The organism is Candidatus Dojkabacteria bacterium, from assembly GCA_016927995.1.
GTDB lineage: Bacteria > Patescibacteriota > Dojkabacteria > JAFGLO01 > JAFGLO01 > JAFGLO01.
Window position 1 is genome coordinate 19,673 of record JAFGLO010000015.1, and the last position, 13,246, is coordinate 32,918.

Here is a 13,246-nt window from a genome sequence, read left to right on the forward strand (position 1 = left end):
CCTAATGCATGTATAGCGATAGCATAAACTTGTTAAGTCCATCAACTGTTCCCAAAAACAAGAAAGACGTCTTTCTAAATTGGATATTACTTTGGGGTAGAATTCTATCACTCATTACCGCTGCTTTCCTCATAGGAGTCTTTGTCTATCGACTGTATTTGGATACCAAACGTAATAAACTTGAGGAAGATGTTGATTCATACATAATAACGTTAAATCACATGAAGGAAAAAGAGATCGAGGTTTTGACCCTTCAAAAAATATTGGCGGAGGTATCTTATTTAAAGGCCGGGCAGGGATTAATAACTGACAGGCTATTTATAATTACAGAATATCTGTCCGACGTTGAGCTTGAAATAGTAGCAATGACTCAGGAGAGAGCAGATTTTGAATTTATTGTTGATAGCTACGAAGAATTATACGAAATAGAAAGTAAGATGCGTGAAGATAGTCGAATCCAAAGTCCCGGACCAAGCTTTAGTGTTGATGAAACAATCAAAACAGACTCGGAGATTCGAGTTGTTGGTGTAGTTAAGTTTGAATAATTAAAAGTCGTAAATACGATGCCAGATAACATACAAAATCCCGAAATAACTCAGCAGCCGGTAGCAATGGTAGCGCCTGCACAGGGAATGAAAATACAGGAAATAAGATCCGGAACCTATGCAACCCTTAGGCGGATATTTCTGTCTACACCGGAACGAAAATCGTATACAATGCTAGGATTAACACTTATTGCCGTTGTTATTGTTATTGTGTTTGTTATTAGACCTATGCTGATTACCATAGCCGATCGAAGAACGGAGATATCTATTCTTACAACGGACAGTAAATTTCTTAATGAACGTATAAGTACCGTTTTATCAATTCAGGAAGATATGGCACGTTATAAGGATGAACTCTCAACATTTTTCGATTATTTTCCCGGTGATCAAAATATAAGTGAGATTCTTAGGGACTTATTTTTTTCTGCAGAAAACCTGGGGCTTACAGTAGTGGATATTAGTGCCGGTAGGGCTGATTATCTTGAAAATACGTCAACTGCACTTGTTCCGGGTTGGTTAACGGTTACGGTTTGGGGTACAAATTTTGACAGCATTCTTGGTTATATAAATGAGGTCGAGGACATGCCAAACTATCCGTCAGTTGAGCAGATTACGATAACCGTAGATGATGGGATGTACAGACTTATATGCAGAGTTCCGATAAGTACCGTTAATTCCAATATTATATTATTTAAAGAAACCCAGTAGGTGAGAGCAAACGTAATAATTATTCTTGCACTCCTAATTTCGGGATTAGTAGGAAGTCTTATTTTGGAAATTGCTTTCAAAGTTGAAAAATATGACTCGTCCAGAATAAACGATTTAAGATCAGCTCAAATGGAGTCAAGTCTTGATCTCGAGCTTGTGTTTGATGTAGTTAGCCGATCTAGATAGTAATTCTAAATGGTTTTTGTAATGTATTTATCGAGCTGTTGTTTTTTACTCATTTCTTTTAACTTTTTAAGGGCTTTTGCTTCAATTTGTCTTATCCGCTCGCGAGTTACGTTAAACTGAAGCCCTACCTCTTCGAGTGTCCTCGAGATTCCATCCCTAAGACCAAAGCGAAGTCTTAATACCTCTGCTTCACGTTGTGGAAGTTGATCCAAAAGAGAGGCCAACTGAGCTCTTAGAAGCTCCTGTTCCGCAAAATCCTCGGGAGATATTGATTCTTCATCGGCTATCATTTCCTCTAGTACACTTTTATCGTCATCTTGGAGTGTAGTAGTAAGTGAAATAGGAAGTCGAGCAACTTTTATTACCTGTTCAACCTTTGAAGCCTCTATCTCCATTTTTTCGGACAGTTCATCGATTGAAGGCTTTCTCCCAAGTTCCGCAGAAAGTTCTGCGTTTACTCTTGCAAGTTTGTTTATTGTTTCAATCATATGAACGGGTACACGAATAGTTCTTGCCTGATCAGCTATTGCACGTGTAATAGCTTGTCTTATCCACCAAGTTGCATAGGTAGAAAGTTTGAAACCACGCTTGTAATCGAACTTTTCAATGGCTTTAATTAAGCCGACATTTCCCTCTTGAATAAGATCAAGTAGGTCCATCTGACCCTTTGAATATTTTTTAGCAATACTAACAACTAACCTTAGGTTGGCCTTTATTAGTAAATCTTTTGCCTCGGAATCACCTTCTGCATAACGTTTTGCCAAGATAACTTCTTCTTCGGCAGTAAGAAGAGGGATCTTTCCGATCTGATGAAGATACGCTCTAATTGCGTCTTTTGAGGCATCGGCTTGGATACTTTTTAGAATTTCGAGTTTCTTTTCAAAAGTGATATCTGTGGATTTTGTTGTGGTTTCGCCTGTGGATTCTTCTTGATCGATTATTGCAACGCCCTCATTTTCAAAGAGTGCCAGGATTTCTTCGAGGGTATTAATATCATCCTCGATGGTCAAAAACTCTGAAAGGATATCATCTTGAGTAAGAAAGCCTTGAGCTTTTCCCTTTTCCAAAAGCGCCTTAATACTAACGTTTTTCTGCAAATTGTCTTTCATACCGCTTGAAATTTGTTAAGTAAATGTCGTAATATATTATACGGGTTAGATATAACATGTGCAACGTTGTCTTACATGGATAAAAAGGCGTTACTAAACATTGCTGCAAAGTTCTGTGATAGGTGTGGCAGTCCATACAATCCCGAAGATCTTGATGTTGTAAAAGAGTTTGGGGGCACATTAATTTTGATGCTTAGGTGTCATAACTGTGGAGTCTCTCACATGGTAAACATTGCATTAAACAAAGGGGTTGGTACACGGTTTATGTTAAATACCGATCTTATGGTTGATGAAATGAAACGGGTTCCAATAGGTAGGGCAATCACCTCAAATGAAATGCTGGACCTTCACGCCGATCTTGCAAAAAAGATTAAAACCATAAAAAATCTTAAAGAGCAATTCTAGGGAAACAAATCTAAAGTTCCAAGACAACATCAGTATTAAATTCCGCTGAGTTTTTCTTTGTGTCGCCATCTGAAACTATTGTTACCGAATATACTGTATTGTAAATGCCCGGCTGTTTAACAAGATAGAGCTTGGGATATGAAGATTGCGCATTGGAAAAATTAACCTTTATCGATCCGGTTGATTGAATACCAACGTCTATGTCCACGTATACGGTTGTTTCTGTTGCAGAGTTTATCACGTTATATGAAGTCGAGCCCGAAACGTTGGTAACAATTGTGTTTGCGGGAAACTGAATTCTTATGGAGGCTTGATAGTTACCTTGCGGGTATATATTCTCAACAGACAGGTTCCGCCACTCTATTTGAGTTTCACCCGTTAAAATTGAGGACCTGGTGTCGAGTTTAACTTCAATACTTCTTGTTAAGAATGCATTTGCCTTGTTACCGCCATAATTCCATTCCGATGGATAGATGTAAAACCCGTCAGAATAGTTGGATATGGAATTGTTCCACGATAAAGCTGATAGCTTTTCTGAAATCAATGGATTGTCGACAGAAATTATAATGTTTTTTTCGTTTAGTTGAGTCTTAAAAAAGTCCAATATGGTAACAATACTGATTGAATTATTTGTTACAAGTGCGTTATAGGCTTCCGAGGCTATTTCTGACAGAATGTCCGGTTTGGTGTCGGCTCCCGGAGTAAAAGAATTATGGTAATCGACTACCTGCAAGAGAAGGTTGCTGGAAGTAATTGGCTCGTTGATAGTGTCAATTTCGATTGGCCCGGTGATAGAAAGTAGGTCGGCAAGCAAAAACATGTTTATTGTTATTACACCATCAATTTTTTGACGTACATTCATTGCTTTCAACATTGTTTCCAGTTCGGCAGACATTTCTTCGTGATCAAGGTTCCAGTTTACTTGGCTTGTAAGCCAGGTGGAGTCTTGATAAAGAAAATCCTTGGGGGGTGTAATAAAAAGACCTTCATTTTTTATTATTCCATCGAGATTGTAGATATTGTCAAACTTTAACACCTTTATTTGACCATGTTCAAATTCCAAAAGTCCGTAACCGGAAATCCAACCGCCCTGTGCCCTTAATTCGTAGGGATTTTCTAGCAGAATAATATATGTGGTTCGGTTATCAACACCTACAAGATCAGGAATAGAGGAAAGTAGTGAAAAGCTGCTTTCAATGTATTTTTCGTTTGAATCAATTAAGACTTTAATTTTATCAACCTCTTGCCCTAAAATCTTTGGAAAGACATCAGTGTTAACGGTTTTTATTATATTAGTCCCTTTGTAAAATTCTTCCTGAGACCAGACCAGGTATTGTGAATTGTTTTCGATCTCCTTGAGTTCGAGTGAATACTCTTTTGATGTGTTAATCCTCTCATATTCAATTAGTTGGGGAATTTCGAGTTGCGATAAGTAATTTATTATTGGCGTTGCGCCCTTGTCCCAATATGAAATTCCTGTGGTTATGTGATCAATGCTTAGAAATAGTTTATCGAGTTCGTTATATGCAGGAGTTATATATGAAATTGATTTGCTCCAGGAGAGTCGCTCCCAGGCGCGTTGAAGACCGGTATTACTGGACTCTATTATCTTGAGCGTTTCTGCGTTTTGGGTTGTATCACTTCCTAAAAGACTTATTGCATAAGATTTAATGTTTTTTTGATATCTGTAGCCATTATAAAATAGGCTTGTAATCGGGAAAACTAGAAAATAGAAGAGTAAAGCTACAACTGCTGATAATATCGTAAATAGTGCAATTTTTGCGGGATTGTTGACAAACATATTCCAGGACTGCTTTGCCGACGTAATAAGATTTCTAAGTGGGGATGTGGATCTTTTAAGGGTTTCAAGTAATTTTCCAATGGGCGTAAGCTCCTCGATTTCAGAAGATTGAACCGAAGTGGGAACAGGTTTGGGAATAGAATCAACCTCTTTGGGGGTTTCCTGGAACCTAGCTATAAGTGGAGGTGCCTTTGCTATTCGTTTTTTCTCGGAAACGGAGTATAGGTAGTTCACCGTTTTTTCTATTGATTCATCGATATTAAATCGGATGTCGAATATCGTTGTGTTTTCCAGACTAAGGTCGGGTTTAAAAGATTCTTTCTTTGTTTTTATAAGCTTTGTAAATTCAATGTCCTGAATTACCGGATTGTACTCAATTACTTTATACGCAAAAGAAAGAAGCGAGACTTTCTCCTTTATTGACATAAGTACGTTCTTTGAGTCTCCTGAAAAGTTTGACTTAACAAGTCCGTATACGTAGTCGGATGTATAAATACAGGAGTATGACTCAAGTCCATCTCCGGAAATTGATACTTTTTCTTCAATAATGGAGTCTATTAGCAGGTCTCTGAACGGTGTGGATACCGTAATATTCATGCCGGGACCGATAAGTTCACCGGTATATATCAACTTAACAAATTTATTTTTCTCGGTGACTTCATTTATTTTTTTTGTAATATTTGTGTAAAGATCCTTTATTGTATATTGACCTTCTGCTTTGGATTCGGTGGGGTATGTGTTGAGTGGAAATGTTATTGCAACTTTGGTTTTAGTGCTTTTGGCATATTCAAGGGTTGCTTGGAGTGTGTTTAAAATCTCAAGATATTTCTCGCTTTTAAGTACGCTTTCTCCGTCAATATGTTGGTCCAATAGTACAAATATATAATCGATTTTATTTATTACCGACTCAAGTTTCGAAATTGCATCGAGAACTATGAACTTAAAAGACAGGTTGTTTCGGATATCTCTGAAGAGTTTGTGTTTATCTTTGTTGTAGATATCGGCAACAATTACGGACCCATTTTCGGAAAGCAGTGTAGTTATAATATCCAAGGAGACAGGATAAGCTCCATAAACGACAAGTGTTGTACGTTTGTTATTCAGTCCTTTCATATTTTACTGGAATTTTCATTAATTGAACGGTTATTGTTATCTTACGTTTGTCTTTCATTACTATCTGTACACTGGTATCTTCGTAGCCATTGGATCTAAAAGTAAGTGTGTGTCCTCCTGCACTAAGCTCCCCTGTGAAGATTGGTGTCTCGCCAAGTGTAATTCCGTCTATTATTGTAAGTGTATTTGACGAATTGGAAAACACAAAAAGACTAAGATTGGAGTAGGGTTCCTCGAGATATTTTAAGACTTCAGTGACTTCTTCCGTTGGTCCCAGCTTTATATTTACTGTAAGCGCCGACTTGTTGGGCATATCAATGGTTTCGTTGTGTATTGCATAAAACTCGGAATATTCACCTGTCTTTTTAATTTGGATTTTGTGTGTTCCGCAGACGACTTTGTATGTTGCAAGTGGGGTTGTTCCAATTTCTTCGTCGTCAAGAAGAACAAGCCCGATTCCGTTTGAGATATTTACCGAAATACTACAGTTCTTTTGCTCACTAACATAGGGGATAAGCCCAATAATTGATCTAAAGTCTATTTTGTATGCAATAAAGGTTATCAAGATTACGGCAATTACCAGAATTAGCGGAGCAATAAATTTTATGGATGAATACTTTTTGTTGCCCGGTCCGCGATCGATCTCTTTTACTTTTCTTTTGTAAAGCTGTTTAAGGTTACTCATGGCAGTAGTGGTATATAAGTATTTTATTATACAGCAAAAGATTCTTCTTATGTAGATATGGGTATAGACTTTCCTTGCATAAGAATACGAACATAATGGCGATTTGATATAATATCTCATTATACTTATATCTTATTGGCATGGATATCTCTAAAATACGCAATTTTTGCATAATAGCACATATTGATCACGGAAAATCCACACTGGCAGACAGGTTTTTGGAATTTGCCAGCGGTAAAAAACTTAAAATGGGACAGGAGCGGGTTTTAGATACTTTGGATATTGAACAAGAACGTGGAATTACAATTAAAATGCAGAGTGCAAGGCTTAACTGGGATGGATACATTCTAAATCTTATTGATACTCCGGGGCATGTTGACTTTAGTTTTGAAGTAAGTCGTTCTGTTGTGGCAAGTGAAGGTGCATTACTTTTGGTCGATGCAAAGCAGGGAATTCAGGCTCAAACCATTACAAATGCTAAGCTTGCACAAAAATATGGACTTGAAATTATTCCTGTAATTAGCAAGATCGATATAGAGGGAGTTGATATAGAGCGTCGTAAAAAAGAGATGCAGGCAATGTTAGGATTTAAATTGGGTGATATTTTTCTTGCCTCGGGCAAAACCGGTCAAGGTGCAAAAGAGTTGCTCGATGCGATAACAACATTTGTACCATCGCCGGAAGCCAGATCCACAAAGGAGCTCCAGGCCCTTGTGTTTGACTCGTTTTATGATGAACACAAAGGGATTATACTTTTGCTTCGTGTGTTTGGAGGTAGTATAACAAAGGGACAGAAACTATTTGTTTCCGGCAGACCGTTTGTCGCAGGTGAAGTTGGTTATATAACTCCGGCGTTTATTCCTCAGCAAGTGCTTGGTGCCGGAGAAGTAGGGTATGTTGAAACCGGTGTAAAAGACGTACATTACATATCTGTCGGAGAAACGGTTACGGAATCGCCTGATACCAAGCCAATTTACAGTTACCAGAAGCCTGTGCCGCGTATTTTTGCTTCTGTTTTTCCAATCGAAAGTTCAGAATATGTTCAACTTGAAAAGTCTATAGACAAGTTAACGCTTAGCGATCCATCACTAAGTATTGTTCCGCAGCGATCCGAATTTTTAGGAACTGGGTTTAGAATAGGTTTTTTGGGGCTTTTACATATGGATGTTTTCCAGGAACGGCTGGAACGTGAGTTTAATTCAGCACTTATTGTTACTAGTCCGAGCGTAAAATACAAAGCTTATACAAATACGGGAGAGGTATTTAATATTGAGACGCCATCGGATTTTCCTGACCCTGCTAACATTAAGTATTTTGAAGAGCCCTTTGTTGATATGGAGATTTTAACTCCGGTTGAATACATGAGTGCAATTATGGATCTTTGCCAAAACTGTCGAGCCGAATACATCGAAACCCAGATGGGCGAAAATTTGTATGAACTTGATTTTATTGAGCTAACGTATAAGATGCCATTAGCCGAAGTAGTATCGGGTTTCTTTGATAAGCTTAAGTCGGTCTCCCGTGGATTTGCCTCAATGGATTATTCAGGAGAATTTTATCGAAAGGTACAGCTTTCTAAAGTAAGTATACTGGTGAAGCAAAACGAAGTACACGCACTTTCGTTTATAAGTGTTTCGGACAGGGCTCGGACAAAAGCGGTATCATTACTCTCGATTCTTAAGGATACCATTCCGCGTCACCAGTTTGAGATACCTTTACAGGCTGCCATAGGTGGAACAATAATTGCGAGAGAAACAGTTCAAGCCTTCAGGAAAGATGTGCTCCACAAATTGCATGCATCTGATCCGGGTAGGCGGATGAAACTTCTCGAAAATCAAAAGAAAGGTAAAGCCCGAATGAAGGAAGTCGGCAATGTAAATATTCCTCAGGAAGCATTTCTAGCCGTTCTAAAATCATGAAATTAAAAAGGCTTAAGCTCATACAATTTGGCAAGTTTCAAAAGAAAATCTTAGAATTTAATGACATAACTATTATCGTTGGACCTAATGCTAGCGGCAAAACGACAATACTTGATGGTGTATCATTTTTGTCAGATGTTACCGAGAAAAAACTTGATCTTTACAAGCGGATTGAAACCTTGGAAATAACATCGGTTTCAGGTGATGTTGTTTTTAATAAGGAGCCGGTTTCGTTTGCAATAAAAGCTGCGATTTCTGAAAGAGGTAACGGGCTTTCGAAGGTTTACTTTTTGAATAAAATTAAAACACCTAAAGTCCAAATAAACCCCTTTCCGGCAGCGGTTAAGTTTAATCCGGAGATTGTCTCTTTGTTTCATGTGGATCCTTCCGTAAGAAGACAGTTTGTGCTTGGGTATCTTAAAACCCTTGATCCGGATTTTGTACACGAATGGTCGAGATATAAAGCAATTGTTCGAAATAGAAATCTACTTATAAAACGGCTTTCGGAAGGTTTAGACGTTAAAACACAGATAGATTTTTGGTCAGAAAAAATTGTTCCGGCAGGGATAACGCTTATTGAAAAAATCGGTTACTGGACATCCGAAATTAAGAATAAACTTAAAGAATCGAAGATTAGTCTTGAGCTTGATTTGAGTATCTGCTCTATTGATGAATTTAAAAATCATATAGAAAACAACTTTAATATGGACAAGGAGCGTGGCTATACCTTAGTTTCTCCGCACACGTTTGATTTCGACATAAAGTTTAACGGACTTTCCGTGCAAGAGTATGGTTCACGAGGTCAAACAAAGCTTGCCATAGTTCATGTTATAAAGGCATTATGTGAGCTTTACCACGAAATCTTTGATGACTATCCCATTTTGCTTCTCGATGACATTGAGTCGGAGCTTGATGACAAGAGTCTTGCAATTATAAACGAACTGCTTTCAGAGAAGGAACAGCAAAAAATAATTACAATGCTTGCAGGTAGGTCCAGTCAGCTTTTTGCCGATAAAGATATTTTAAAAATAAATATTAATGAATAAGGTGATCTTTATTTACGGACCAAGCCTTACCGGTAAAACTACACTTGCCGTGAAAATCGCAAAGTATCTCTTTGGGAAATATGATATAGATTCGACACTTGTTTCGGCCGACTCTCGAAAAGTGTATAAAAACATGAATGTTGTGCAGTCATACATTTTCCCGTCGGTCAAAGAAAAAATAGATGTACATTTGGTTGAATTTTGTGACCTTTCAGAGGAGTTTACGCTTGACATGTTTCTTGTGTCCGCCCGAGAGATAATTAAAAGTGCGCATGCTTCAGGTAAATTGCCAATTGTTTTTGGTGGAAACGGTATATACATTAAGGCACTTATTGAGGGGTGGGTTACATCCGAAACGTTAAGTGAACGAACAAAGCAAACTCCGGAGTTTGAATCGATACTATTTTCTCCCGTGTTTCAAAAGGAATCTTTACTAAAGCGAATGGATGGTTGGGCTAAGCACCTCGTAAAAAACGGATTGATAGAAGAGTACGAAAAGTTAATCAAAACCTGTGCTAGAAATGGATTTTGCGCCTTACGAACAACATTGGGATATAAGCAGGTAGATGAGGTTAAAAATCGATTTAGAACAATTGACAAGGTTAAATTTGTAAAATATCTAGCTAAAGAGCTTAGGCTTTTCGTGAAGAAGCAGATTAAGTTTTATGCAAACTTGCCTGACTTCGCGGAAATCACCCTGGATAATTATAAGGACGTCATAGATCTTCTTTTCCAGTCGAAACGAACGAAAGTACCTTAAGACGGGTGTTTCGTGGGTATGTTTCAATAACGTGGTTATTATAAAAATATAGACTTTTGTGATGTTTTGCGAAGCTTTTTTGCTGAATATATTTCGCAATGGGTTCAAGGACCCATATTGCAGGAAGCAAAGGAAGTGTAAAAAGGTTTCTGAAAAGTTCCCCTAAAGAAGTTTTTCTGGAGCTGTTGCCTATTGTCAATTTGCCGTAAATAAAGTCTTCAAGCCAACTGTTCGAAGAAATCAGGTCTTGATAAGTATTCTTTCCGTAAAGTGGTGTAATTGACAAAAGCTGAAATGCTGAAAATATGTCTTTGTTTCTTAGTACTAGGTTGTTATCAGCCAAATAGGTATTTATACAAAGCAGGTTGTTTTCCTTTCCCTTGGGTGTTGTTGAGACACGTCTTACTCTTAAGAATCGATAGATTAGGTGATCCAATATCCGTGTCAGCCAGAGTGCTTTTGGATCTGTAATAATAATTACGTCGATGTCATCATCCGGAGCAGGTGTTTTTGCGGCAACCGACCCCGAAAGTGCAATCATTTTTACAAAAGGAAATAGCCAGAGTAAAAACAGGAGTCGTTTTGCAATTTTAACTTTTGTTTTTGTAAGTTCAGGTAAATTCGACGGCAGGGTAGTTTCATTTAAAACTATATACCCATTAATAAGTTTATGAGTTTTAGGAATGGCGGATTTGGGGGCATTAATTAGTTTTACAAACGAGTAGGATAATGGTTTTTTGAAGTACTCGGAGATTCTAAGGTAACGGGTAAGTAAGTTTTTGTGTATGCTCATTTTCTTTGAAAGTCCTCTATGATATACTGAAATCATAACATAAATAAGGCGTAAGTGGCACAAAAACAACACGTTATCCCTCATAACATAGTGGATGTAGATTTTAAGCTGTTTGGGGTAATGAACCTTAAACAGTTTATATATGTTGCAATTGGCGGTGTTTTAACATATATAACATTTTTGATGGTAAAAGAAGGCTCGATTCCTGCAATAATTGGCTGGCCTGCCATGGTAGTATTTGTTGTGTTTGGGCTTTCATTTGGGTTACTTCCGGTTAGGGGTAGGTCACTTGATCAGTGGGTCTTAAGCTATATTGCAGCTGTTCGTAGTCCTACTAAACGTGCCTGGATGAAAAAAGGTATAACACCTGCCGCAATTCCTTCGACAATTCCTATTGAGCAGTTAAAACCTATGCAGGTAAAACTTGGTACCCAGTCGACTGTTGGTCAAATAATCGGCGGACTGCACATCCCAACTCCTGAGGTTGACGTAAAACAGGTAAGCTTGCTTAAAGAGCCTGATTCAACCCAGTCCGTATCAATTAAAGAAGGTAGGCAGACATTGCTTTCACCAATGCATGGAACTTCCGGCACAGAAGCACAACCCGCACAGCCGATTGTGGAACCTGGTGCAGCTCAACGTTCCGCACCAACAATAATGCAGCCCCAAGAAGAATATCAGCAAGCAAGATATGAAATGATGAGTTCGTTGCCAGCCGAACAGATACAACCTCAAAAAGTGCAGCCCCAGCAAATTCAACCGACTCAGATACAGCAACCCGGACAGATACCACTTGAGCAGATACCCACGGATCAATCACAGCAACCTAAGCAAGGAGAATTAACTCAACAACCATATTCAACGGTAAATCCAACTTAATTATTTTAAACTGCCATGACGGAAGTGGAACTGCAGCAACTAACTGCGCAGAACCAAAACTTAATAGACGAAAATGCAAGGCTTAGAAAAACCATAGATGAGCTTAATCTTAAAGTCCAGGAATTAAGTTCTAAGCTTGGTGTTGGGAAAGAACAACCTGTCCAGTCCGACAGAATCACTATAAATCCACAAACAGTAAAGGATTATAGGATTGATATTATGGGAGTTGTTCCTCGTGAAAATACTGTAAATTTTGTTGTTAAGGACAGGGAAGGGCTTTTAGTTCCAGACGTTGTATGTATAATAAAAGACTCTTCGGGGCGACCAACAAGGGCCGCCAAAAGTAACCAATTGGGGCAAGTTTTATTTACAAGCCCAATGCCAACCGGAAATTATACACTTGAGCTTACCAAGTCGGGATATGCATTTCCCTTGTGTGAACTCGAATTAAATGGTAGAGTGCTTGGTTCATTTGAGATTAGGGCTATATAAATGGCACAATCTGTAAATCCAAATAAACAACCGATTTTCGATTCAACGCAGGATCATCTTGATATCGTTGAAGTGATAGACGATATGTTACTGCTTCGAGGAAATAAAGTTGCGGTTGTGATTCAAACAACGGCAGTAAACTTTGATCTTTTGTCAGACGAAGAGCAAGATTCCAGAATTATGGCTTTTGCAAGCCTCTTAAACTCGGTAACATATCCGTTGCAAATTGTTGTGAGGACAAAGAAGGTTGATATATCAAACTATCTTACTTACCTTAGAAACTACTTGACCCAACCAATGTCGGAAGGTCGAAGAACCCAAATGCAAATATATTTAAACTTTATCCAAAACCTAATAGTAAAAAACGAAATCTTAGACAAGCAGTTTTATGTTGTTGTATCATATTCAACCGTGCAGCTTGGAAACGTTAATCCATTAAAGCTTCTAAAACGAGATAAACAACCCGCACCGACAATTGCAAACGATCTTTTAATAGAGCAGGCCAAAGCGAATTTATATCCTAAGCGAGATCATATAATTCGCCAACTTATTAATATGGGAGTTAAGGGATATCAACTAACGGGTGATCAACTAAAGGACGTTTTTTATAATATCTATAATTAAAAATGAGCAATCCTATTATTGAAGGAATAAGAAAGGTCTTATTCGGGAAAAAGGCACAAAATACCCAAGGGCAACAACCTGTTCAATACACGCAATCGCAAGGCGTGCAGATGCAGCCGGTACCGCCAATGCAACCTTCCACCCAAGCAGTTATACAACCACAACCGGGTCAGGTTATACA

Annotated in this window: 14 protein-coding genes; 10 read left to right on the top strand and 4 right to left on the bottom strand. The window is 38.2% G+C overall.

The genetic code is table 11. The annotated features are described in order from the left end of the window. Positions 1-8: 8 nt before the first annotated feature. From JW962_03545 to JW962_03555, 3 genes are read left to right on the top strand one after another with little or no spacing between them, the layout of a single operon-like run. Entirely contained in the window at positions 9-545 is a 537-nt protein-coding gene (locus tag JW962_03545; GenBank protein MBN1374376.1) for a hypothetical protein, read from the top strand. Positions 546-563: 18 nt separating this feature from the next. Continuing rightward, positions 564-1,253 (top strand): hypothetical protein, encoded by a 690-nt coding sequence (locus tag JW962_03550; GenBank protein MBN1374377.1) that lies wholly within the window; start codon positions 564-566, stop codon positions 1,251-1,253. Beyond that, on the top strand, positions 1,254-1,439 hold the full coding sequence (locus tag JW962_03555; protein ID MBN1374378.1) for a hypothetical protein: 186 nt from the start codon (positions 1,254-1,256) through the stop codon (positions 1,437-1,439). A gap of 5 nt (positions 1,440-1,444) precedes the next feature. On the opposite strand, the gene JW962_03560 is transcribed toward JW962_03555, so the two are convergent. After that, entirely contained in the window at positions 1,445-2,548 is a 1,104-nt protein-coding gene (locus tag JW962_03560) for a sigma-70 family RNA polymerase sigma factor (protein MBN1374379.1), read from the bottom strand. Positions 2,549-2,623: 75 nt separating this feature from the next. Between JW962_03560 and JW962_03565 the strand changes: the two genes are divergently transcribed. Then, a complete protein-coding gene (locus JW962_03565) occupies positions 2,624-2,953 on the top strand; it encodes a hypothetical protein (GenBank protein MBN1374380.1) in 330 nt (109 codons plus the stop codon). A gap of 10 nt (positions 2,954-2,963) precedes the next feature. Here JW962_03565 and JW962_03570 read toward each other — a convergent pair whose 3' ends face one another. Further along, entirely contained in the window at positions 2,964-5,867 is a 2,904-nt protein-coding gene (locus tag JW962_03570) for a DUF4012 domain-containing protein (protein ID MBN1374381.1), read from the bottom strand. Next, positions 5,851-6,552, bottom strand: a complete 702-nt coding sequence (locus JW962_03575; protein MBN1374382.1) for a PEGA domain-containing protein — start codon at positions 6,550-6,552, stop codon at positions 5,851-5,853. Before JW962_03575 ends, JW962_03570 begins: the two co-directional genes overlap by 17 nt. Before the next feature lie 140 nt (positions 6,553-6,692). On the opposite strand from JW962_03575, the gene lepA reads away from it, so the two are divergent. From lepA to JW962_03590, 3 genes are read left to right on the top strand one after another with little or no spacing between them, the layout of a single operon-like run. After that, entirely contained in the window at positions 6,693-8,471 is a 1,779-nt protein-coding gene (lepA, locus tag JW962_03580) for an elongation factor 4 (protein ID MBN1374383.1), read from the top strand. Next, a complete protein-coding gene (locus JW962_03585; protein MBN1374384.1) occupies positions 8,468-9,517 on the top strand; it encodes an AAA family ATPase in 1,050 nt (349 codons plus the stop codon). Before lepA ends, JW962_03585 begins: the two co-directional genes overlap by 4 nt. Then, entirely contained in the window at positions 9,510-10,277 is a 768-nt protein-coding gene (locus JW962_03590; protein ID MBN1374385.1) for a hypothetical protein, read from the top strand. The genes JW962_03585 and JW962_03590 overlap by 8 nt, the downstream gene beginning before the upstream one ends. Here JW962_03590 and JW962_03595 read toward each other — a convergent pair. Continuing rightward, positions 10,234-11,106 (bottom strand): hypothetical protein, encoded by an 873-nt coding sequence (locus tag JW962_03595; GenBank protein ID MBN1374386.1) that lies wholly within the window; start codon positions 11,104-11,106, stop codon positions 10,234-10,236. The two genes, JW962_03590 and JW962_03595, sit on opposite strands and share 44 nt — an antisense overlap. Positions 11,107-11,124: 18 nt before the next feature. Between JW962_03595 and JW962_03600 the strand changes: the two genes are divergently transcribed. Genes JW962_03600 through JW962_03610 form a run of 3 tightly spaced genes read left to right on the top strand, consistent with a single transcriptional unit; the run spans position 11,125 to position 13,065 of the window. Beyond that, positions 11,125-11,949 carry a PrgI family protein gene (locus JW962_03600; GenBank protein MBN1374387.1) on the top strand — a complete coding sequence of 275 codons (825 nt, stop codon included), beginning with the start codon at positions 11,125-11,127 and terminating at the stop codon, positions 11,947-11,949. A gap of 15 nt (positions 11,950-11,964) precedes the next feature. Further along, the gene (locus tag JW962_03605; protein ID MBN1374388.1) at positions 11,965-12,441 is read left to right on the top strand and encodes a carboxypeptidase regulatory-like domain-containing protein; all 477 of its coding nucleotides are present in this window, start codon (positions 11,965-11,967) and stop codon (positions 12,439-12,441) included. Then, complete coding sequence (locus JW962_03610) at positions 12,442-13,065, top strand: hypothetical protein (protein ID MBN1374389.1); 624 nt, start codon at positions 12,442-12,444, stop codon at positions 13,063-13,065. Positions 13,066-13,246: the final 181 nt, after the last annotated feature.

Bases quoted from the DNA above. Each gene is read 5' to 3' on its own strand.
- JW962_03560 (MBN1374379.1), bottom strand. From the start codon at position 2,548: ATGAAAGACAATTTGCAGAAAAACGTTAGTATTAAGGCGCTTTTGGAA.
- JW962_03575 (MBN1374382.1), bottom strand. From the start codon at position 6,552: ATGAGTAACCTTAAACAGCTTTACAAAAGAAAAGTAAAAGAGATCGAT.
- lepA (MBN1374383.1), top strand. From the start codon at position 6,693: ATGGATATCTCTAAAATACGCAATTTTTGCATAATAGCACATATTGAT.
- JW962_03585 (MBN1374384.1), top strand. From the start codon at position 8,468: ATGAAATTAAAAAGGCTTAAGCTCATACAATTTGGCAAGTTTCAAAAG.
- JW962_03590 (MBN1374385.1), top strand. From the start codon at position 9,510: ATGAATAAGGTGATCTTTATTTACGGACCAAGCCTTACCGGTAAAACT.
- JW962_03565 (MBN1374380.1), top strand. From the start codon at position 2,624: ATGGATAAAAAGGCGTTACTAAACATTGCTGCAAAGTTCTGTGATAGG.
- JW962_03550 (MBN1374377.1), top strand. From the start codon at position 564: ATGCCAGATAACATACAAAATCCCGAAATAACTCAGCAGCCGGTAGCA.
- JW962_03545 (MBN1374376.1), top strand. From the start codon at position 9: ATGTATAGCGATAGCATAAACTTGTTAAGTCCATCAACTGTTCCCAAA.
- JW962_03570 (MBN1374381.1), bottom strand. From the start codon at position 5,867: ATGAAAGGACTGAATAACAAACGTACAACACTTGTCGTTTATGGAGCT.
- JW962_03605 (MBN1374388.1), top strand. From the start codon at position 11,965: ATGACGGAAGTGGAACTGCAGCAACTAACTGCGCAGAACCAAAACTTA.
- JW962_03610 (MBN1374389.1), top strand. From the start codon at position 12,442: ATGGCACAATCTGTAAATCCAAATAAACAACCGATTTTCGATTCAACG.
- JW962_03595 (MBN1374386.1), bottom strand. From the start codon at position 11,106: ATGATTTCAGTATATCATAGAGGACTTTCAAAGAAAATGAGCATACAC.